Below are 22,086 nucleotides of genomic sequence, written 5' to 3' on the forward strand. Positions count from 1 at the left end.
TCCCGTGGCACTGATCCGCAGGGTTGCTTTGCTCTCCCTCCACACCTCGCCGATGGAACAGCCAGGCTCCGGCGACGCCGGCGGAATGAACGTGTACGTCCGCGAACTGGCCGAAGCCCTGGCCGAAGCCGGGATCGAGGTGGAGATCTTCACCCGCGCCACCGCCGCCAACCAGCCGGCCGTTGAACATCCGGATCCCGGCGTCTGCGTCCACAACGTGATGGCCGGGCCGCCGCGGAAGGTTCCGAAAGAGGAACTTCCGGGCCTGGTGAACGCCATGGTGGCGGAGATCGAGCAGATCCGCCGCCGCCAGCCGCACGGGCGCTACGACGTGATCCACTCGCACTACTGGGTCTCCGGACTGGCCGGCCTGGAACTGTCCCGGCAATGGGACGTGCCCTTGGTCCACACCATGCACACCATGGCCAAGGTCAAAAACCTGCTCCTGGAATCCGGTGAACAGCCCGAACCGCGGCGGCGCGAAGTGGGCGAGCAGCGCATTGTGGACGGCGCGGCCAGGCTGATCGCCAACACCAGCGCCGAGGCCGGCGAGCTCGTCTCCCATTACGGCGCCAGCTTCGAGCGGATCGACGTCGCTCCCCCGGGCGTTGACCTCAACACGTTCACGCCGGCGTTCCGCACCCGATCGCGCGCCGAACGGGGCATCAGCCCGGACACGTTCCACCTGGTTTTCGCCGGCCGCATCCAGCGCCTCAAAGGCCCCCAGGTCCTGGTGAAGTCCGCCGCGCTGCTGCGCCAGCGCCGGCCGGACATCGACCTCCGGCTCACCATCCTCGGCTCACTGAGCGGAAACAAGGAATTCAACCTCCGGCGGCTGGTTGCCGAGGCAGGAATGGACGACGTCGTCACGCAGCTTCCGCCGGTCAAGGCACCGGAGCTGGCGGGCTGGTTCCGGGCGGCTGACGTGGTGGCCATGCCGTCCTTCAGCGAATCCTTCGGGCTGGTGGCGCTGGAGGCCCAGGCCTGCGGCACTCCCGTGGTGGCCACCCGGGTGGGCGGCCTCTCGCGTGCCATCTTCCACGGCCGGACCGGCCTGCTGGTGGACGGGCATCATGCCGCTGACTGGGCCGATGCGCTCGAAGCGCTCTACGACGATCCGGCCACCCGGGCTGACATGGGCCGGGCCGCCGCCATCCGCGCGCAGAGTTCCGGCTGGCAGCGCACGGCGGCGGTCACCCTGGACAGTTACCACGCCGCTGCCGACGACTCAGCCGCGCCCCGCCTGGTCCGCGCCATCCCAGCTTCCTGACGGCCGCCGTCGTCAACGCCACTGCGGTGGCGCCAACCCAAGGAAAGGACAACGGTGTCTGATTTCCCGACTGATCTGCAGATAGCCCGTGCCGCCGCCATCCGGCCCATCACCGAGATTGCCGAAGCCGCTGGAATCAACGCCGCGGCGCTGGAGCCCTACGGACGATACAAGGCCAAGATCGACCCGGCGCTGCTGGACGCACCCGGGCCTGCGGGGAAGGTGGTCCTGGTGTCGGCCATGTCCCCCACCCCTGCCGGCGAGGGCAAGTCCACCACCACGGTGGGGCTGGCGGACTCGCTGGCCCGGGCCGGGCACAAGGTGATGATTGCGTTGCGGGAACCGTCGCTCGGGCCCATCCTGGGCATGAAGGGCGGGGCAACGGGCGGCGGCTATTCGCAGGTGCTGCCCATGGACGAGATCAACCTGCATTTCACCGGTGACTTCCACGCTTTGACCAGCGCCAACAATGCCCTGATGGCCCTGGTGGACAACCACATCTACCAGGGCAACGAACTGGACATCGACCCGCGGCGGATGACGTTCAAGCGCGTCCTGGACATGAATGACAGGGCGTTGCGGGAGGTGGTCATCGGGCTGGGTGGACCCACCCAGGGCGTCCCGCGGCAGGACGGTTTCGACATTACCGTGGCTTCCGAGGTCATGGCCGTGTTCTGCCTGGCCACGGACCTGGCCGACCTCCGGGACCGCCTGGGCCGCATCACGTTCGGCTACACCTACGCGCGCAGGCCCGTCACGGTGGCCGACCTTAAGGTGCAGGGCGTCCTGACACTGCTCCTCAAGGACGCGATCCGGCCCAACCTGGTGCAGACCATCGCCGGCACGCCCGCGCTGGTCCACGGCGGCCCGTTTGCCAACATCGCGCATGGCTGCAATTCCCTGATCGCCACCCAGACGGCCCGGCGGCTGGCGGACATTGTGGTTACCGAGGCGGGGTTCGGCGCCGACCTGGGGGCCGAGAAATACATGGACATCAAGGCCCGCACAGGCGGGGTTGCGCCGTCCGCGGTGGTGGTTGTGGCGACGGTCCGGGCCCTGAAGATGCAGGGCGGCGTAGCCAGGGACCAGCTGACCCGCCCTGACCTGGCGGCGCTGGAAGCCGGCGTGGCCAACCTCCGCCGGCACGTGCGGAACGTGGAAAAATTCGGCGTCCCGCCGGTGGTCGCCATCAACCGGTTCTCCTCGGACACGCAGGAGGAACTGGACTGGCTCCTGGCCTGGTGCGCCGCTGAAGGCGTTCCGGCCGCCGTCGCGGACGTTTGGGGACACGGCGGCGGCGGCGCCGGGGGCGATGAACTGGCGGCCCTGGTGGCACAGGCCCTGACGGAACCCACCAGCTTCCGGCACCTGTACCCCCTGGACATGCCTGTGGAGGAGAAGATCCGGACCATCGCGCAGGAGATCTACGGGGCGGACGGCGTGGACTTCTCGGTGCCGGCCCTGAAGCGGCTCGCCGACATCGAGCGGAACGGGTGGGGCAACCTGCCGGTCTGCATGGCCAAGACCCAGTATTCATTTACCGACGACGCCACCCGGCTGGGTGCCCCCAAGGGCTTCACCATCCACGTGCGCGACCTGCTGCCCAAGACCGGCGCGGGTTTCATCGTGGCCCTGACCGGCGCGGTGATGACCATGCCGGGCCTCCCGCCGGAGCCGGCAGCGCTGCGGATGGACGTGGACGACGCCGGAAACCCGGTGGGGCTCGCCTAAAACCGTCGGCCCTCCCCTCCCCGTTGCGCTATCACTTAGGGTCCCCAAAAGGGGGCTTTAGGGACCACAACTGATAGCGCAACGGGGGCTGTGGATAACTTCAGCGGACCACCCTGGCTCCGCGCCACAATGGTGCCATGCACCAGCCCTCGCCCCTCCCAAAAGGACTCTCCGCCGCGCCTTTCACCGTCCACGAGGCGCGGGCGGCGGGCCTGACCCGGGGCCGGCTGCGTGCAGCGGACCTGACATCCACCGGGCGCCTGCTCTACCAGCGCTCGGATTGGGAGTTCGACCTTCCGGGGGTGGCACGGGCACTCTCCGCGGCCACGCCCGGTGCCTGGATATCCCATCTGACGGCTGCCGCGCTGCTGGGCCTGTGGTTGCCGCCGTGGCTCCAGGACAGCCGCGAACTGCACCTGAGTAAGCCCAAGGCCTTGCCGCCAGCCCGACGCTCCGGGGTGGTGGGCCACACCGTTCTTGCTTTCCCTGACGAGACCATGTGCTGGGAGGGCATCCACCTGTCCACCCCGGCGCGCACCTGGCTGGACCTGGCCAGGCGTTTGCCGTTGGAGCATCTGGTGGCGGTCGGCGACCAGCTGGTGCGCCCGCCCCGCCCCGGCCTCGAGCTGCGGACGGAAGCCTGGTCCAGCGTCCAGGAGCTGCGGCTGGTCGCTTCCCGGCACCCAAAGCTCAAGGGCATCGTCAAGGCGCGTGCCGCCGTCGAACTTGTCCGTTGCGGTTCAGACTCCGCCCCTGAGACGTTCCTGCGCCTGGCCCTGACAGACGCAGGGCTCCCCGAGCCCGGCCTTCAGGTCCGGATCGATCCGGCTGATCCCTACTCGCCGGCCGCCGACCTCGGGTACCGGGCCCGCCGCATCGCGATCCAGTACGACGGCGGCCATCACCTCAGCCGCGAACAGCAGTCCCGCGACAACCGGCGGGATGCAGCCTTCCATGCTGCCGGCTGGCGGTACTTCAAGTTCAACGCCGACGACCTTGCCCGGGACTTCCGCGGCGCCGTTGGCCAGATCCGGGCGGCACTGCGCCAGGCCTGAACGCACGTTGCCCTATCACCTATGGTCCCCAAACAAGGCGTTTGGCGACCATAGGTGATAGGGCAACGGGAGGGTGGGAGGGCTTAGCGCTCCAGGTCGCCGCGGATGAAGGCTTCGACCTTCTCGCGGGCGAGGTCGTCGTTGAACTGCTCCGGCGGCGACTTCATGAAGTAGCTCGATGCGGAGAGCAGCGGCCCGCCCACACCACGGTCCAGGCCGATCTTCGCCGCGCGGATGGCGTCGATGATCACGCCGGCGGAGTTGGGCGAATCCCAGACCTCCAGCTTGTACTCCAGCGATACGGGGGCGTCGCCGAAGTTGCGGCCCTCGAGCCGGACAAACGCCCATTTGCGGTCATCGAGCCACTGGACGTAGTCCGACGGGCCGATGTGGACGTCCTTGGCGGCGAGTTCGGCCTGAACGTTGGACGTCACGGCCTGGGTTTTGGAGATCTTTTTGGACTCCAGGCGGTCACGCTCCAGCATGTTCTTGAAGTCCATGTTGCCGCCCACGTTCAGCTGGTAGGTGCGGTCAAGGGTGACGCCGCGGTCCTCGAACAGCTTGGCCATGACGCGGTGCGTGATGGTGGCACCGATCTGGCTCTTGATGTCGTCGCCCACGATCGGCACGCCGGCGGCGGTGAACTTGTCCGCCCATTCCTTGGTGCCGGCGATGAAGACGGGCAGGGCGTTGACGAACCCCACGCCCGCATCGATGGCGGCCTGGGCATAGAACTCGGCGGCGGCCTGGGATCCCACGGGCAGGTAGCAGACCATCACGTCGACCTTGGCGTCCTTGAGTGCCTGAACCACGTCCACGGGCTCTTCCGTGGACTGTTCAATGGTCTCGAGGTAGTACTTGCCCAGGCCGTCCAGGGTGTGGCCGCGCTGGACCGTGACGCCTGTGGGCGGGACGTCGGCGATCTTGATGGTGTTGTTTTCGCTGGCCAGGATGGCATCCGCAAGGTCAACGCCGACCTTCTTGCCATCAACATCAAACGCGGCAACGAACTCAACGTCGCCCACGTGGTACTGGCCAAACTCAACGTGCATCAGGCCGGGAATGGTGGCCGCAGGATCGGCGTCCTTGTAGTACTGGACGCCCTGGACCAGCGAGGCGGCGCAGTTGCCAACGCCGACGATTGCAACACGGATCGGATGTGAAGACACGGAACTCCTTTATGACATACGTCAGCCCGCTGGCTTCCGCTGCAGAATACGTACGACGGCGGCCGGCAGGCATGGCGCCAAACGGCGCCTTTTCATGATACCCAACAGGACGGTGCCGGGGATTGTTCCCCGGCACCGCCCCGCAACAAAAGGCTCAGGCGTTCTGCTTCCAGAGGCTGATGTCCGAATCGACGGCGAATTCATCGATCGCGGTCAGTTCCGCTTCGGTGAAGCCGAGGTTGTTGAGGGCGCCCAGGGTGTCCTCAAGCTGGCGCACGCTGGAGGCACCCACCAGCGCTGACGTCACCGGGGTGCCCTTGGGCTGGTCGCGGAGGAGCCAGGCGATGGCCATCTGTGCCAGCGTCTGGTCCCGGCCGGCAGCGATGCCGTTCAGCCCGCGGATCCGGTCCAGCTTCTCGTCCGTGATGGCGTCCTCGGACAGGAACCGGGCCTTGGCCGCGCGGGAGTCGGCAGGGATGCCGTTGAGGTAGCGGTCCGTGAGCATCCCCTGCGCCAGCGGCGAGAAGGCGATGGACCCGGCGCCCACCTGATCCAGCGCCTCATACAGGTTGGGGGTGCCGTTTTCGGTCCAGCGGTTCAGCATCGAGTAGCTGGGCTGGTGGATGAGCAGCGGCGTGCCGAGGTCCTTGAGGATCCGGGCCGCTTCGAGGGTCTGCTCGGGCGTGTAGGAGGAGATGCCCGCGTACAGGGCCTTGCCGGAGCGCACGGCGTAGTCCAGGGCGCCCATGGTCTCTTCCATGGGCGTTTCCGGGTCCGGCCGGTGGCTGTAGAAGATGTCCACGTAGTCCAGGCCCATGCGCTGCAGGGACTGGTCCAGGCTGGAAAGCAGGTACTTGCGCGATCCCCACTCGCCGTAGGGGCCGGGCCACATGTAGTAGCCGGCCTTCGTGGAGATCACGAGTTCGTCGCGGTACGGCTTGAAGTCGTCCTGCAGGTGCCGGCCGAAGTTGGTCTCCGCGGTGCCGTCCGGCGGGCCGTAGTTGTTGGCCAGGTCAAAGTGGTTGACACCCAGGTCGAAGGCGCGGCGCAGGATGGCGCGCTGTTCGTCGAAGCGCTTGTCGTCGCCGAAGTTGTGCCACAGGCCCAGGGAAATGGCGGGCAGCTTCAGGCCGCTGCGGCCGACCCGGCGGTAGGGCATGGATTCGTAGCGGTTCTCCGCTGCAGAATAAGTCATACTTCCATCCTGCCAGTTGTGACCCGCACAACACGCAGGGAGGGACGAAGTTACGCCCCAGGCTGACAGCGCAGCCCGGGGCGTAACCAAACGTCAGGCCTTGACGATGGCTGCACTCCACGGCTGCAGGACCAGGGTGCCGGCAGCCAGTTCCGTGCCGGCGTCCGTGGCGAGCAGGACCGAGCCGGCGACTTCCTCCAGCCGGGCTTCGGCATCCGCAAAATTCAGCAGCACCTCAACGCTGCCGCGCCGGAAGCGCAGCCAGCCGGCGGCGTCGTCAAACTCCACCGTGGTCTCCGCAAAACCGAGCCCGGCCAGTTCCGGGTGGTCCCGGCGCACCGCAGCCAGGGACCGGTACAGGTCCAGCAGCCGGGCGTGATCGCCAGTGCCGGCTTCATCCCAGTTGAGCTTGGACCGGTGGAAGGACTCCGGATCCTGCGGATCGGGAACCACCGCGGGATCCCAGCCCATCCGTTCAAATTCCTTGATCCGACCCTCGGCGGTGGCCTTGCCCAGTTCGGGTTCGGGATGCGAGGTGAAGAACTGCCAAGGCGTGCTGGCGGCGAACTCCTCACCCATAAACAGCATGGGTGTGAACGGCGAGGTCAGCGTGAGCACCGCGGCGAGGGCCAACTGGCCATGGGAGAGTGACTGGGAGAGCCTGTCCCCCGTGGCCCGGTTGCCGATCTGGTCGTGGTTCTGGTTGCAGACCACCAGCGCCGCCGGGTGCACCAACGAGGCGTCGATGGGCCGGCCGTGGTGGCGGCCGCGGAAGCTGGAGTAGCTGCCGTCGTGCAGGAAGCCATCCTTGAGTACCTTGGCCAGGACGGCCAGCGAGGCGAAGTCCCCGTAGTAGCCCGTGGTTTCTCCGCTGACACTGACGTGCACGGCATGGTGGAAGTCGTCGCTCCACTGCCCCGCCAGGCCGTAGCCGTTGACATCCCGTGGGTACATCAACCGCGGATTGTTCAGGTCGGATTCGGCGATGAGGGTCTTGGCCAGGCCGGTCTCAGCGGCGACAGCGTCGCCCAGGGCACCGAGCTCCTCCAGGATGTGCACAGCACGCTCGTCCCGCAGGGCGTGCACGGCATCAAGCCGGAGCCCATCAACGTGGTAGTCCCGCAGCCAGAGCGCGGCGTTGTCCAGGATGTACTCCCGGACAACATCCGAGCCCGCACCGTCCAGGTTGACGGAGTCGCCCCAGGTGTTGGCGTCACCCTGCTTCAGGTACGGACCGAATTTGGGCAGGTAGTTGCCACTGGGGCCAAGGTGGTTGTAGACGACGTCCTGGATAACGCCCAGGCCCGCAGCGTGCGCGGCGTCGACAAACCGCTGGTAGGCCGCCGGCCCGCCGTAACCTTCGTGGACCGCGTACCACTGGACGCCGTCGTAGCCCCAGTTGTGCGTGCCGTTGAAGCCGTTGACGGGAAGCAGTTCCACAAACCCGACGCCGAGGTCCGCGAGGTAGTCCAGTTTGGCGGCCGCGGCGTCCAGGGTTCCTTCGGGCGTGAAGGTGCCCACGTGCAGTTCGTAGATCACCGACCCCTGCAGGTCCTTGCCCTGCCAGTTGCCGTCCTGCCAGTGGTGCGCGGCAGGATCGAACGTCCGGGAGAGGCCGTGGACGCCGTCAGGAACCCGCCGGGACCGGGGATCCGGCACCGGGGTGGTGTCGCCGTCGAGCAGGTACCCGTAATCGACTTCGCCACTGGCTGGCGCGTCCGGGGCGGACCACCAGCCTTCAGTGCCGGGAGCGGAGTGGACCTTTTCCATCGGGTATTCCCGGCCGTCAGCCACCAGCACCACGGTGGCTGCGTCCGGCGCCCAGACGTCAAAACGGGCAGTGCCGTTGTGTACCAAGGTCATCGGGTTGCTCCATTCGCTGGTACCAGCAGGGCCACCGGATAGGTGCCCAGCAGTTCGGCCACCGGGACGCTGCCGGGCCCATACCCGGCACCGGTGAGTTCGTCCCGCATCGGCACGGAAAGCTCGACGGCGGTATCGCGCCAGCCGCCGCCGGCCGCCAGTCCCGCAGGGAGCCTGGTGGCCAGGGCGAGTGCGCCGTCCGCATCCGCACCACGGGAGAAGGCCACGAGGTGGCCGGCCGCCGCACCGGCGGCCTGCACCGGGCTGTAGCCGGCAAAAAGCTCGGGCCGGTCCCGCCGCAGCCGCAGTGCCCGCGAGGTGACCAGGAGCTTGCTGGCCTCCGTGCCCGCGGCGGGCAAGGTCCCGGCGTCGATGCGCGCCAGTTCGTCGCGGCGTTCCCCGAAGTCCACGGGGCGGCGGTTGTCCGGATCGGTCAGGGACCGTTCCCAGAATTCGCTGCCCTGGTAGACATCCGGCACACCCGGCATGGCCAGCTGGACCAGCTTGGCGGAGAGCGAGTTGGACGCTGCGTGCGCATCGATGGTGTCCACAAACGCCGTGAGGGCTGCCGCCACTTCGGTGTTGTCGAACACGGCATCCACTGCTGCCGTGACGGCCGCCTCGAAGGCTTCGTTGGGTTCGGTCCAGGTGGTGGAGTTGCCGGCCTCGCGGGCCGCCTTCTCCGCGTAGCCCTGGAGCCGTTCCCGGCTGGCGGGCCAGGCGCCCACAATTGCCTGCCACAGCAGGTTCTCGAACGGGCCGTCCGGGATGGGGGCAAGCCTGCGGAGGGTGGCAAGGGTTCCGGCCCATTCAGCGGGGAGTTCGGCGATGACCGAGATCCTGGCCCTGGCATCCTCGCTGCGCTTGGTGTCATGGGTGGAGAGCGTGGTCATGGACAGCGGCATGTCCTGGTGGCGCCGCTGCATCCGGTGGTGGAACTCCGCCGGGTCCAGTGCGAACTCGGTGGGTTCGGCACCCACCTCGGTGAGTGTGCCCAGCCGGGTGTACCGGTAGAAGGCGGTGTCCTCCACGCCTTTGGCCATGACCATGCCGGAGGTCTGCTGGAACCGGACAGCCAGGGCGTGCTCCGGATCCAGCAGCAGGGGCAGGAGCGTGTCCACGGTGGCTGCCAGCTCCGGCCGGTGGCCCGCTGCGGCGCCGGCTGCTTCCTTGAGCACCTCGGCGCCTGTGGGCAGGTACGTCCGGTAGACCGGGAACGCGGCGATGATTTCGGCGAGGGCGTCTGCGGCCGCTGCCACGGACAACCCTGCGGACTCCGGCACCAACCGGGCCAGCCGGAGCACCTCGGAGCGCAGGATGCCGTCCGCGATCATGCGCTTGGTGCCGCGGATCATCCCGGCGTAGTCCGCGGGGCTGCCGCCGCGCAGGGATGCGTCCAGGTCATCAAGTCCGGGCTGGCCGGCCGGGTCAACAAAGAGCCGGTCCACGTCAGCCAGGGCGTCGTACCCGGTGGTCCCTTCGCAGGCGAATTCGCCGGGCAGGACTTCCCCTGGTTCGAGGATTTTCTCCACCAGGATGTACGCGCCGCCGGTGAGGTCCTTGAGCCAGCGCAGGTAGCCGCCCGGATCGGCCAGGCCGTCCGGGTGGTCCACGCGGAGCCCGTCCACCAGGCCCTCGGTGAACCAGCGGCCCACCTCGGCATGGGCTTCTTCAAAAACGCGGGGCGTTTCCACACGGATGCCCGCCAGGGTGGTGACAGCGAAGAAGCGCCGGTAGTTCAGCTCGGCGTCGGCCCGCCGCCAGCCCACCAGCTGGTAGTGCTGGCGGTTGTGGACGTCCTGCGCGGAGTCCCCGGCCGAATACGTGCCGGCGGCCAGCGGGAACCGGTGGTCGTAGTACCGCAGCTCGCCGTCCACGATTTCCAGCTTGGCCAGGTCATCGTCCGAGCCCAGCATGGGCAGGCGCACCTTGCCCCCGGCGAGGTCCCAGTCGACGTCGAACGCGTCCGCGTACGGCGAGTCCTTGCCTTCCTTCAGCAGGGACCACCACCAGGGGTTCTGCGCGGGCGTGGCTACGCCCACATGGTTCGGCACAATGTCCACCAGGACACCCATGCCGTGCTCGCGGGCGGCTGCCGAGAGGGCCAGGAGCCCTTCCGGGCCGCCGCGTTCGGGGTCGACGGCGGAAGGGTCGGTCACGTCATAGCCGTGGTCCGAGCCCTGTTCCGCCGTCAGGATCGGTGAAAGGTAGATCCAGTCCGCCCCCAGGTCCTTCAGGTACGGGACGGTGGCGGCAGCGTCGAAGAGCGTGAAGCTGCGCCGGATCTGCAACCGGTAGGTGGAAGCGGGGACCTTCACTTTTCGTCCGCCTTCGCTTCACTTGCCCTTGCTTCGCTGGCTTCGGCGGCCTGCGTCTGCGCCTCCACCATTTCCACCTGGGCTTCTTCATGATCGGCCATGGAGGCCAGGGACGCGGCGGCGGACAGATCCACCTCAGCTTCGGGGCCGGAGTAGGCCCGCAGGACCACCATGGATTTGGCATCCAGCGTGATCGTGGCGCCGGCCTTGAGCGGTTCGTACGCGTCTGCCTGGGCTGCGGTATCGATCATGACTTCCCAGTACTGGGCGTACTCCTCTGACGGAAGGAGGAAGTCCACACTGTCATCGTGGGCGTTGAAGGTCATGAGGAAGCTGTCGTCGGTGATGCGGCGGCCGCGGAAGTCCTTCTCCTGGATGCCGTCGCCGTTGTAGAAGACGCCGATGGTGCGGCCAAACCCGTTGCCCCAGTCCTCGGGCAGCATTTCGGTGCCGTCGGTCCGCAGCCAGACGATGTCGGGCAGCTTCTCGCCTTCGCCACGCCGGACGGGCCGGCCGTCGAAGAAGCGGCTGCGCCGGAAGGTGGGGTGGTCGCGCCGGAGTTTGTTCACGAAGGAGGTGAATTCGACCAGCGGCTGGTCCATGGCATCCCAGTGGATCCAGCTCAGCTCGGAGTCCTGGCAGTAGGTGTTGTTGTTGCCCTGCTGCGTGCGGCCGAGTTCGTCGCCGTGGAGCACCATGGGGACACCCTGCGAGAGCAGGAGGGTAGCCAGGAAGTTCCGCTGCTGGCGCGCGCGGAGCGTCAGGACTTTTTCGTCGTCCGTGTCGCCCTCTTCGCCGCAGTTCCAGGACCGGTTGTGCGACTCGCCGTCGTTGTTGCCTTCACCGTTGGCGTCGTTGTGCTTCTCGTTGTAGGACACGAGGTCGCGCATGGTGAAGCCGTCGTGGGCCGTGACGAAGTTGATGGAGGCCACCGGGCGGCGGGCGGAGCTTTCGTAGAGGTCCGCGGAACCGGTCAGGCGGGAAGCGAATTCACCCAGTGTTGCGTGCTCGCCGCGCCAGAAATCACGGACTGTGTCGCGGTATTTGCCGTTCCATTCAGTCCACTGGGGCGGGAAGTTGCCCACCTGGTAACCGCCGGGGCCAACGTCCCACGGCTCGGCGATCAGCTTGACCTGCGAGACGATCGGGTCCTGCTGGATGAGTTCGAAGAAGGTGGAAAGCTTGTCGACGTCGTAGAACTCACGGGCCAGGGTGGAGGCGAGGTCGAAGCGGAACCCGTCGACGTGCATTTCCGTGACCCAGTACCGGAGGGAGTCCATCAGCAGCTGCAGGGAGTGCGGATGCCGGACGTTCAGGGAGTTGCCGGTGCCGGTGTAGTCCATGTAGTGCTTCTGGTCGCCGTCAACCAGGCGGTAGTAGGCCTGGTTGTCGATGCCCTTGAAGGACAGGGTGGGGCCCAGGTGGTTGCCCTCGGCGGTATGGTTGTAGACCACGTCCAGGATGACTTCAATGCCGGCCCGGTGCAGGTCGCGGACCATTGCCTTGAATTCCTGGACCTGGTTTCCCACGTCACCTGCGGAGCTGTAGGTGTTTTGCGGGGCGAAGAACCCAATGGTGTTGTAGCCCCAGTAGTTGTTCAGGCCCTTTTCCACCAGGGTGCCGTCATTGACGAACTGGTGGACCGGCATCAGTTCGATCGCGGTGGCGCCGAGCTTCTTCAGGTGCTCGATCACGGCGGGATGGGCAACGCCGGCGTAGGTGCCGCGCTGCTCCTCGGGGATCTCGGGGTGCAGCTGGGTGAGCCCCTTGACGTGCGCCTCGTAGATGACGGACTGGTGGTACGGAATCCGGAGCTGGCGGTCGCCGTCCCACTCGAAGAACGGGTTGATGACCACACCGTGCATCGTGTGGGGAGCCGAGTCGGCGTCGTTTGTGGAGTCGGGATCGCCGAACTCATAGGAGAACAGGGCCGGGTCCCAGTCGATCTGGCCTTCAACGGCCTTCGCGTAGGGGTCCAGGAGCAGCTTGTTGGCGTTAAAGCGGTTGCCGCTGGCCGGATCGTAGGGTCCGTGGACCCGGTAGCCATACTTCTGGCCGGGCTGGATGTGGGGCAGGTAGCAGTGCCACACGTACCCGTCCACTTCAGTCAGCTCGACGCGGGTCTCGGTCAGGTCATCAGCCAGGAGGCAGAGTTCGACCCGCTCCGCCTGCTCGCTGAACAGGGCAAAGTTGGTGCCGGTACCGTCGAAGGTAGCTCCGAGCGGATAAGCGGTTCCAGGCCAGACTTCCATGATGCTCCTCATTGATTGCCGCAGCCGGGAGTGAAGCGCCCCGGCTGCAGGTGCGAACTTATGCCTACCGTAGCGGCAGGCAGTGACTATTACGTGAATGGGCCCCAGGGTTACTAAGCGTGCTTACTTTACCCCAGGTATGGGGTAGGGCATCGGCGATGCCGCCGGCGGTGATGGGCCCGCCGGCACAGGCGTCCGACGCCGACCTGCCGGCGTTGCCGTGCAGGGCGGCACCGAGTGCGGCCACCGCAGCCCAGCGCGCCGGTTCGGGAATGTCCAGTTTTTCGAAGCGCCCGACGCCGGTCCGCGCCTGGGCGAGCAGCGCGCCGATGATGCCGGCCAGGACGTCGCCGCTGCCGGCGGTGGCAAGCCACGGGACGCCGTCGGCCTGGCTGAACACGGTTCCGCCGGGGTCCGCCACCAGAGTGGTGGCACCTTTCAGGAGGACAGTGGCGCCCGTCAACGCGGCGGCCCCGCGGACAGCGGCCAGGGTTCCGGCCTCCACTCCGGCACGGTCCGCGGGTTGGCCCAGCCTCGCCAGCAGGGCGGCGAGTTCGCCGGCGTGCGGGGTCAGGACCACCTGGGGGCCGAGGGCAGCGGGCAGGGCCGGCAGGGCTCCGGCGTCCGCCACGGTGGGCAGCCCGGAAGCTGCGGCGTCGTGCGCCCGCTGGAGCTGGCGCTGGTCGCCGGGGCCCATGCCGGGGCCCACCAGCCAGGCCTGGACGTGGGTATCGGCCACCGGGCCGTCGCTGCAGACCACTTCGGGGCAGGCCTGCTGCACCAGGCGGGTGGCCTCGGGTGGGCCCAGGTAGCGCACCATGCCGGCGCCGGCCGCCAGCGCGCCGCGGCAGGCCAGGACAGCGGCGCCCGGATAGTCTGCGGAACCAGCCACCACCCCCAGGACACCCCGGGAGTACTTCTGCGCGCGGCGGGCAGGATCCGGCAGGAGGGCGGCCAGGTCGGCGGCTTCCAGCCGGCGCACCGGGGCGGCCGGAAGGTGCGCTTCAATGCCCAGGGGAACCACCTCGACCCGGCCGGAGTGGTCGGCGCCGGGATCTGCCAGCAGCCCTGCCTTGGCGGCTCCGAACGTTATCGTCAGGTCGGCGGAGAGTACCGGTCCGGTCACTACACCGGTATCGGCGTCCACGCCGCTGGGCAGGTCGCAGGCCACGGCAAGGCCCCGGCCTGGAAGGTCCGCGCGTGCGTCGTCGACGGCCCGGACCAGGTCGGCGGCAGGTCCGCGCAGCCCGCCGCGTGCGCCGGTGCCCAGGATCGCGTCAATGACGACGCCGGCGTTGGCCGCTTCCTCGGCCAGACCCTTAAGGGTGGCTTCGGTCAGCCCGCGGACGCGGCCGCCGGCACGTTCAAAGGCAGCGAGGGCTGCGGGGTGGGCAGCGCCTGCGGTGAGGACCGCCGTCGTGCGCATTCCACGTGCGGCCAGGAAGGCGGCGGCGTACAGGCCGTCACCGCCGTTGTTTCCCTTACCGGCAAATACCACCACGCTGGTGCCGGCCAGGCGGCGGCCGCGGGACCGGAGCCCGCCAACCACAGCGGCGGCGAGGCCAAACGCGGCGCGCTGCATCAGGGCATCACCCTGCCCGGCAGCGAGGAGCGGTTGCTCGGCTGCGCGGACCTGCGTTCCGGTGTAGGCGCTGATCATGGGTCCGGGCAGGTCAGCCTTCTGCGATGACGGTGGCCGTGGCGATCCCGCCGTCATGGCTGATGGAGAGGTGCCAGCGCTTGACGCCCTTTGCCTCGGCCACGGCGAGCACGGTGCCTTTGACCTGGACGGTGGGGCCATTGCGGTCCAGTCCGATCCAGCAGTCCTGCCAGTTCATGCCGGCGGGGGCGCCCAGGACCTTGGCCACGGCTTCCTTGGCCGCAAAGCGCGCGGCCAGGGACCGGGTGTTCAGTTCCCGCTCGGCAGGAACAAACAACCGGTCCCGGAGGCCGGGGGTCCGCTCAAGCTGGCGGCCAAACCGCTCGATGTCTACAACGTCTACGCCAATGCCAACAATCATGCGGCTTATTCTACGGTGACGCTCTTGGCCAGGTTGCGCGGCTGGTCCACGTCATAGCCCTTGGCGGCGGCAAGTTCCGCGGCAAAGATCTGCAGCGGCACGGTGGTCAGGAGGGGCATCAGCAGCGTGGGCGTCTCGGGGACGTAGAAGACGTGTTCGGCATAGGCCTTTACGGCTTCGTCGCCTTCCTCGGCGATGACCAGGGTGCGGGCGCCGCGGGCGCGGACCTCCTGGATGTTGGAGACCACCTTGGCGTGCAGGGAATCACGGCCGCGGGGGGACGGGACCACCACAAAGACGGGCTTGCCTTCGTCGATCAGCGCAATGGGCCCGTGCTTGAGCTCACCGGCGGCGAAGCCTTCGGCGTGGATGTACGCGATTTCCTTGAGCTTCAGCGCACCTTCCAGGGCCACGGGGTAGCCCACGTGCCGGCCCAGGAAAAGCACCGACTGCTCGTTGGCCATGCTGCGGGCCAGTTCTCGGAGCGGCCCGGCGCCATCGAGGATGGTCTGGATCTTCGCCGGGATCTTGTTCAGGTCCGCCAGGACGTCCTTGATCTGCCCGGAGAAAATGTTCCCGCGCAGCTGGGCCAGGTACAGGCCCAGCAGGTAGGCGGCCGTGATCTGGGCCAGGAACGCCTTAGTGGACGCCACCGCAATTTCGGGGCCGGCGTGGGTGTACAGCACTGCATCGGATTCACGCGGGATGGTGGAGCCGTTGGTGTTGCAGATGGAGATGGTCTTGGCGCCCTGTTCCCGGGCGTAGCGGACGGCCATCAGGGTGTCCATGGTCTCGCCGGACTGGCTGATGGAGACCACCAGGGTATTGGAATCCAGGATCGGGTCGCGGTAACGGAACTCGTGGGCAAGCTCGACTTCCGTGGGGATCCGGCACCAGTTTTCAATCGCGTACTTGGCGACGGTCCCGGCGTAGGCTGCGGTGCCGCAGGCCAGGACGATGATCTTGTTGACCTGCTTGAGCAGTTCCGGGTCGATCCGCAGCTCGTCGAGGGTCAGGTTCCCGTTCAGGTCCGAGCGGCCCAGCAGGGTCTGCCTGATGGCGTCCGGCTGGTCGTGGATTTCCTTCTCCATAAAGGAGCTGAAGCCGTCCTTCTTGGCAGAGGCCGGGTCCCAGTCAACGTGGTATTCCTTGCCTTCGGCGGGGTTGCCGAAGAAGTCGGTGATCTCCACGGAATCGGCGGTGATGGTGACGATCTGGTCCTGGCCCAGTTCCACGGCCCGGCGGGTGTAGTCGATGAAACCGGACACGTCCGAGCCCAGGAAGTTCTCGCCGTCGCCCAGGCCAACCACCAGGGGCGAGTTGCGGCGGGCAGCAACCACCATGTCAGGCTGGTCGGCGTGGACCGCAAGCAGGGTGAAGGCGCCCTCCAGGCGCTGGCAGGCGAGCTGCATGGCCTTGGCCAGGCCGCCGTTCGCCGTTTCGCCGCCCAGGGTGTTCCGGAAGATGTCGGCCAGGAGCGCGGCGGCCACCTCGGTGTCCGTCTCGGAAACGAAGCTGATGCCCTTGTTCTGCAGTTCCAGCTTGAGCTCGGCGAAGTTCTCGATGATGCCGTTGTGGATCACTGCCAGGCGTCCGCCGTCGGCCAGGTGCGGGTGCGCGTTGCGGTCAGTGGGGCCGCCATGGGTGGCCCAGCGGGTGTGGCCGATGCCCGTGGCCGTTGCAGGCAACGGATGTTCTTCCAGCTCATGGATCAGGTTGCTCAGCTTCCCGGACTTCTTCCGGGACTCGATGGCGCCCTCGGACACCACCGCAATACCGGCCGAGTCATAGCCCCGGTACTCCAGGCGGCGCAAGCCTTCCAGGACAACGTCCAGGGCGCTGTAGCCGGCATTGACGCCGTCGTTTGAACGGCCCACATATCCCACAATTCCACACATAGGGTCAAGCCTATCGGCAGGGACCGGAAGTTCTAAACCTGGGCAGTGTGCCCGGCTGCGGGAATGTTGCGCCTCCCGGCGCGCGCGGCGGCGGGCCCATTTCGCTATGTGCCGGGGGCGGGGCAGAATCTCTAAAGTGACTTTGCAACGCAATGAGGCGAACGGAGAGGGTGCCTCCCCGTTCGTGGAACTGGACCGGCAGACCTGGTCCAGGCTCGCAGCCCAGATGGAGCAGCCCCTCAATGAGGAGGACATCCTCCGGCTGCGCGGCCTCGGCGATCCCCTGGACATGCGGGAAATACGCGAGGTCTACCTTCCCCTGTCCCGGCTCCTGCACCTCTACGTCGAAGCCGCGGGCCAGCTGCATTCGGCCACCACCACGTTCCTGGGCGAGCAGACCCAGCGCACGCCGTTTGTGATCGGCGTGGCCGGTTCGGTGGCCGTGGGGAAATCCACCATCGCCCGCGTGCTCCGGGAAATGCTGCGGCGCTGGCCGGGCACCCCGAACGTGGAGCTCATCACCACCGACGGTTTCCTGTATCCCCTGGCGGAGCTGAAGCGCCGCCAGCTGCTGGACCGGAAAGGGTTCCCGGAGTCCTACGACAGGCGGGCCCTGCTGCGGTTCGTCAGCGAGATCAAGGGCGGGGCCGAGGAAGTCCGCGCTCCCTGGTACTCGCACGTCACCTACGACATCGTCCCGGACCGGGAAGTGGTGGTCCGCCGGCCGGATGTGCTGATTGTGGAAGGCCTGAACGTGCTGGCGCCGGCCCGGCCCCGGCATGACGGCCGGCAGGGGCTCGCGCTGAGTGACTTCTTCGATTTCTCCATCTATGTGGATGCCAAGACCTCCTTTATCGAGGAGTGGTACGTGGACCGGTTCCGCAAGCTGCGGACCACTGCTTTCGCCCAGCCGGAGTCCTACTTCCACCGCTACGCCACCCTCTCCGATTCCGAGGCGGAGAGCACGGCCCGCAGCATCTGGAAGCGAATCAACGAGCCCAACCTGGAAGAAAATGTCCTGCCCACCCGCGGCAGGGCCCAGCTGGTGCTTACCAAGGAAGCGGACCACTCCATCCGCCGCATGTTGCTCCGCAAGGTTTAACCCAGGTGTGCCACAACCAGGAATGCCTGCCTGCAATGGCCGGCAGCCGCCGCGCTTTCGGCCGCTTCCTGGCGCTGGGGGCCGGGCTCACTGTCCTGGCGGCCTGCACACCGGAGGCACCTGCCGGGGCGCCGCCGTCGTCCGCTTCCCCGACGGCTTCCGCGCCGCCGTCCCCGCCTGCCGCCACGACGGCTTCCCCAGCCGTCCCCGAACCTGAGCCTGTCCCCTCCCCTGCCCGGAAGTTCTCCCTGACGGACCCCGCCAGCCCCTGGCTGGTGGTCAACAAATACCGTCCGTTGGCGCCGGCGGACTATGCCCCGGCCGACCTGGTGCGGCCCGCCGTCGCCACGTCCGCAGCAGGTGACGCTGCCCTGCTGAACAGCACCACGGCAGCTGCAGCCGAGGCCATGTTTGCCGCCGCTGCCCAGGACGGCGTGGCCATGATCCTGGCCAGCGGCTACCGTTCCTACGCCACCCAGGTGGCCACGTACAACGGTTATGTTGCCAGCCGCGGCCAGGCGGACGCGGATACCGCGAGCGCCAGGCCCGGCTACTCGGAACACCAGACGGGCTGGTCCTTCGACATCGCCGACGGCGGCGGGGGCTGCGCCTTCCAGCCATGCTTCGCTGACCAGCCGGCAGCGGTATGGGCCAAGGCGAACGGCCACCGCTTCGGTTTTGTGGTCCGGTACCCGCTGAGGTTCCACCCGGTGACGGGCTACTACTACGAGCCGTGGCACCTGCGGTACATCGGGGTGGAGGCTGCCACGGAGATGGCGGCCCGCGGGATCAGCACGGTGGAGGAATACTTCGGCCTGGAAGCCGCGCCGGGCTACCCCTGAACGACCCGGGCATCCTTCCGGTTCCGGACACGCCCAAGGAAATTACCCGGCATTCTTCCAAGGTTAACAATCCTGCACTAGCTTGGTTCCTATGCTGACAGGATTCAAGAACTTCATCATGAAGGGCAATGTCGTTGACCTTGCCGTCGCAGTCGTCATGGGCGCCGCTTTTGGGGCCGTTGTGACATCCATCGTGGAAGGCCTGCTGACTCCCCTGATCGGCCGGCTCTTCAGTGCAAAGGGCATCGAGGACATGCAGTGGGAGGGATTCATGTACGGATCCGTCATCTCCAGCATTATTTCCTTTGTGCTCATCGCCGCGGCCATCTACTTCGTGGTGATCCTGCCCATGAACCTGATGATTGAACGCCGCAACCGCCGGCTCGGCATCGACCCCGATGTGAAGGAAGAATCTGCCGAGGACCCGCAGATCGCCCTGCTCACCGAAATCCGCGACGCCCTGCAGGAGCGCCGCGCCTGACATTTCCGCAACGGCTCCGGCCGCCAAAGGCTGCGGCCCGCTTCCGGTTGGAAGCGGGCCGCAGTTTTTTGGATTTTCCGTCAGTCGGTCACAAGCTCGAGCGCCAGTTCGGCCCGGACCACGTCGGCGAGGTGCGCTGCAATGGACTGCGCGGTTTCTTCATCGCCGGCCTCCACCATCACGCGGACCACCGGCTCCGTGCCGGATGGCCGGAGCAGGACGCGGCCGGTCTCGCCAAGGGTGGCCTCCGCGGCCAGCACGGCGCGGTGCAGCACCTCACTGTCACCCACGCGGGTGCGGTCAACACCACGGACGTTGATCAGGACCTGGGGCAGCTTGGTCATCACCGTGGCCAGCTGCTTGAGCGGCCGGCCCGTCAAGGCAACCTGCGCGGCGAGCTGCAGGCCCGTCAGCAGGCCGTCGCCGGTGGTGGCGTGGTCAGCGAAGATGACATGGCCGGACTGTTCACCGCCCAGGTTGAAGCCGCCTTCACGCATGCCTTCCAGGACGTAGCGGTCCCCCACTGCGGTTTCCCGGATGCTGATGCCGGCGTCACGGAGGGCGATTTTGAGGCCCAGGTTGCTCATCACCGTAGCCACCAGGACGTTGTCCTTGAGCTTGCCCGCAGTTTTCAACGCTACCGCAAGGATGGCCATGATCTGGTCGCCGTCCACTTCGGTGCCCTCGTGGTCCACAGCCAGGCAGCGGTCCGCGTCGCCGTCGTGGGCAATGCCAAGGTCGGCGCCGTGCGCCAGGACGGCCGCTTTGAGCGGGCCCAGATGGGTTGAGCCCACGCCGTCGTTGATGTTGTGGCCGTCGGGATCGGCACCGATGACAATCACGTCGGCCCCCGCGTCCTTGAAGAGCTGGGGCGAGCAGCCGCTGGCCGCACCGTGGGCGCAGTCCAGGACAACCTTGACGCCGTCCAGGCGGTGCGGGAGGGTGCCCAGCAGGTGGACGATGTAGCGGTCCTCCGCATCGGAGAAGCGCTGGATCCGGCCAACGTCCGCACCCACCGGCCGGACGGCGTCCTGCAGCATCCGGGCCTCGATGGCGTCCTCCACCTCGTCCGGGAGTTTCTGGCCGCCGCGGGCGAAGAATTTAATGCCGTTGTCCGGGGCGGGGTTGTGGGACGCCGAGATCATCACGCCAAAGTCGGCATCCAGGTCCGCCACCAGATAGGCGGCCGCAGGAGTGGGCAGGACACCGGCGTCGTAGACGTCCACCCCGGAGCTGGACAGGCCGGCTTCCACCGCAGCTGCGATGAATTCGCCGCTGGCGCGGGGATCGCGGGCCACCACGGCGCGGGGCCTGGTTCCGTTGGTGTTGCGGTCATGGCCGAGTACGACGGCGGCCGCCTGGGCCAGCTGCATCGCCAGCTCAGCAGTCAGCAGTCCGTTGGCCAGCCCCCGGACACCATCAGTTCCAAATAATCTAGACACCGGTCAAGTCTAGAGGATGGCCGCGCGGGTACCGTCGCGGGCCGTGCCCGGCGCCTTTTCCTACCTGATTTCCGGGCCCGGCTACTCACCCGTTTCCTGTCGGCCACGCCGCACTACCTGCTTCCCCGTTGACGGTACCTGTCTTTGCGGGAAAGCCTCGCCAGTGCCGATCCGGGCCTTCTACGCTCCATTCATGACACCTAGCTATGGGGGCTTGGCGCTCGAAATTGTTGTACCGGTCTTCAACGAAGAGGCGGTACTCGAGAACAGCATCACGCGACTCTTCGAATACCTGACAACTGAGTTGTCCACGACGTGGCAGATCACCATCGCGGACAATGCCAGCACTGACCGCACACCGGCCATCGCGGCCCGGCTCAGCGAACAGCTGCCCAACGTGGCCTACCGCCGGCTGGAGGTCAAGGGCCGTGGCCTCGCCCTCAGGGACGCCTGGAGCGCCTCGGAGGCAAAGGTGTTGGCCTACTTGGACGTGGACCTGTCCACGGACCTGGCCGCGCTGCCGCCGTTGGTGGCACCCCTCCTCTCCGGACACTCGGACATCTCGATCGGGACCAGGCTGGGGCAGAACTCCCGGGTCAGCCGGGGTCCCAAGCGGGAGTTCATTTCCCGGTCCTACAACCTCCTGCTGCGGCGGACCCTGCAGGTCCGCTTTTCGGACGCGCAGTGCGGCTTCAAGGCCATCCGCGCCGAGGTGGCCCGGCGGCTGCTGCCCCACGTGGAGGACAACGGCTGGTTTTTTGACACCGAGCTGCTGATCATTGCCGAACGTTCCGGGCTGCGCATCCACGAAATCCCCGTCGACTGGGTCGATGATCCGGACAGCCGCGTGGATATCCGCCAAACGGCGCTGGCTGACCTGCGCGGTATGGCACGGGTCGCGGGCTCCCTGCTGCGCGGTGTGGTTCCTGTCCAGGCCATCTATGCCGAACTGGGCCGCCGGCCGGCGGCACCGCTGCACCGGCCCAGTTTTTTTGGCCAGGTCCTGCGCTTCGGCCTGGTGGGAGCGGTGTCCACCTTGGCTTTCGCCCTGCTGTACCTGATGCTGCAGGGCCCCTTCGGCGCCCAGGAAGCCAACTTCCTCGCCCTGCTCCTCACCGCCGTGGGAAACACGGCCGCCAACCGCCGGTTCACGTTCGGCATCACGGGGCCCGGCCGGCTGTTCGTCCACCAGATCCAAGGGCTTATGGTGTTCCTCCTGGCTTGGGCCATAACAGCCTCCTCCCTGCTGACGCTCCACCTGGTGAACGCGGATGCCGCGCCCAACCTGGAGCTCCTCACCCTGACGGCAGCCAATGTGGTGGCCACGCTGGTACGGTTCCTGCTCCTGCGGCTGTGGGTGTTCCGGGCGCGGCGGGCCGACAGGGCGCCCCGGCGTCTCGCGCTGGGGACGGCTGCCGGAGGTCTCGGGTGACGGCGTCGGCCGGGA

General features: G+C 67.4%; 16 protein-coding genes. 7 read left to right on the forward strand and 9 right to left on the reverse strand.

All coding sequences use genetic code 11. The features are described from left to right. The first annotated feature begins 4 nt into the window (after window positions 1-4). From mshA to ACRB8A_RS13500, 3 genes are all read left to right on the forward strand, one after another. A complete protein-coding gene (mshA, locus tag ACRB8A_RS13490) occupies window positions 5-1,270 on the forward strand; it encodes a D-inositol-3-phosphate glycosyltransferase (RefSeq protein WP_050685758.1) in 1,266 nt (421 codons plus the stop codon). Window positions 1,271-1,324: 54 nt separating this feature from the next. Next, window positions 1,325-3,001, forward strand: coding sequence for a formate--tetrahydrofolate ligase (locus ACRB8A_RS13495; protein WP_432244865.1), 1,677 nt, complete (start codon window positions 1,325-1,327; stop codon window positions 2,999-3,001). Between the two features lie 137 nt (window positions 3,002-3,138). Then, window positions 3,139-4,056 (forward strand): endonuclease domain-containing protein, encoded by a 918-nt coding sequence (locus ACRB8A_RS13500; RefSeq protein ID WP_432244866.1) that lies wholly within the window; start codon window positions 3,139-3,141, stop codon window positions 4,054-4,056. A gap of 83 nt (window positions 4,057-4,139) precedes the next feature. On the opposite strand, the gene ACRB8A_RS13505 is transcribed toward ACRB8A_RS13500, so the two are convergent. From ACRB8A_RS13505 to glmS, 8 genes are all read right to left on the reverse strand, one after another. Beyond that, window positions 4,140-5,225, reverse strand: coding sequence for an inositol-3-phosphate synthase (locus ACRB8A_RS13505; RefSeq protein WP_056597015.1), 1,086 nt, complete (start codon window positions 5,223-5,225; stop codon window positions 4,140-4,142). A 154-nt stretch (window positions 5,226-5,379) separates the two neighbouring features. Continuing rightward, window positions 5,380-6,420 carry an L-glyceraldehyde 3-phosphate reductase gene (gene mgrA / locus ACRB8A_RS13510; RefSeq protein ID WP_432244867.1) on the reverse strand — a complete coding sequence of 347 codons (1,041 nt, stop codon included), beginning with the start codon at window positions 6,418-6,420 and terminating at the stop codon, window positions 5,380-5,382. 93 nt (window positions 6,421-6,513) lie between these two features. Continuing rightward, window positions 6,514-8,283 (reverse strand): malto-oligosyltrehalose trehalohydrolase, encoded by a 1,770-nt coding sequence (gene treZ, locus ACRB8A_RS13515; RefSeq protein WP_432244868.1) that lies wholly within the window; start codon window positions 8,281-8,283, stop codon window positions 6,514-6,516. Further along, complete coding sequence (treY, locus tag ACRB8A_RS13520) at window positions 8,280-10,601, reverse strand: malto-oligosyltrehalose synthase (protein WP_432244869.1); 2,322 nt, start codon at window positions 10,599-10,601, stop codon at window positions 8,280-8,282. The genes treZ and treY overlap by 4 nt, the downstream gene beginning before the upstream one ends. Further along, the gene (gene glgX, locus ACRB8A_RS13525) at window positions 10,598-12,853 is read right to left on the reverse strand and encodes a glycogen debranching protein GlgX (protein WP_050685749.1); all 2,256 of its coding nucleotides are present in this window, start codon (window positions 12,851-12,853) and stop codon (window positions 10,598-10,600) included. The genes treY and glgX overlap by 4 nt, the downstream gene beginning before the upstream one ends. Window positions 12,854-12,917: 64 nt before the next feature. Then, entirely contained in the window at window positions 12,918-14,513 is a 1,596-nt protein-coding gene (locus ACRB8A_RS13530; RefSeq protein ID WP_432246044.1) for an NAD(P)H-hydrate epimerase, read from the reverse strand. 13 nt (window positions 14,514-14,526) lie between these two features. Then, the gene (locus tag ACRB8A_RS13535) at window positions 14,527-14,874 is read right to left on the reverse strand and encodes a holo-ACP synthase (protein ID WP_050685747.1); all 348 of its coding nucleotides are present in this window, start codon (window positions 14,872-14,874) and stop codon (window positions 14,527-14,529) included. A 5-nt stretch (window positions 14,875-14,879) separates the two neighbouring features. Next, a complete protein-coding gene (glmS, locus tag ACRB8A_RS13540; protein ID WP_050685746.1) occupies window positions 14,880-16,772 on the reverse strand; it encodes a glutamine--fructose-6-phosphate transaminase (isomerizing) in 1,893 nt (630 codons plus the stop codon). Window positions 16,773-16,878: 106 nt separating this feature from the next. Between glmS and coaA the strand changes: the two genes are divergently transcribed. From coaA to mscL, 3 genes are all read left to right on the forward strand, one after another. Then, complete coding sequence (gene coaA / locus ACRB8A_RS13545) at window positions 16,879-17,874, forward strand: type I pantothenate kinase (protein ID WP_197273570.1); 996 nt, start codon at window positions 16,879-16,881, stop codon at window positions 17,872-17,874. Window positions 17,875-17,879: 5 nt separating this feature from the next. Continuing rightward, complete coding sequence (locus ACRB8A_RS13550) at window positions 17,880-18,716, forward strand: M15 family metallopeptidase (protein ID WP_432244870.1); 837 nt, start codon at window positions 17,880-17,882, stop codon at window positions 18,714-18,716. Window positions 18,717-18,807: 91 nt separating this feature from the next. Beyond that, on the forward strand, window positions 18,808-19,197 hold the full coding sequence (gene mscL / locus ACRB8A_RS13555; RefSeq protein ID WP_050685743.1) for a large conductance mechanosensitive channel protein MscL: 390 nt from the start codon (window positions 18,808-18,810) through the stop codon (window positions 19,195-19,197). An 80-nt stretch (window positions 19,198-19,277) separates the two neighbouring features. Here mscL and glmM read toward each other — a convergent pair whose 3' ends face one another. Beyond that, the gene (glmM, locus tag ACRB8A_RS13560; protein ID WP_050685742.1) at window positions 19,278-20,639 is read right to left on the reverse strand and encodes a phosphoglucosamine mutase; all 1,362 of its coding nucleotides are present in this window, start codon (window positions 20,637-20,639) and stop codon (window positions 19,278-19,280) included. 193 nt (window positions 20,640-20,832) lie between these two features. Here glmM and ACRB8A_RS13565 point away from each other — a divergent pair, with 193 nt between their 5' ends. After that, on the forward strand, window positions 20,833-22,071 hold the full coding sequence (locus ACRB8A_RS13565; protein ID WP_050685956.1) for a bifunctional glycosyltransferase family 2/GtrA family protein: 1,239 nt from the start codon (window positions 20,833-20,835) through the stop codon (window positions 22,069-22,071). Window positions 22,072-22,086 lie beyond the last annotated feature (15 nt).

The organism is Arthrobacter sp. G.S.26 (genome assembly GCF_050847375.1).
Taxonomy (GTDB): Bacteria; Actinomycetota; Actinomycetes; order Actinomycetales; family Micrococcaceae; genus Arthrobacter.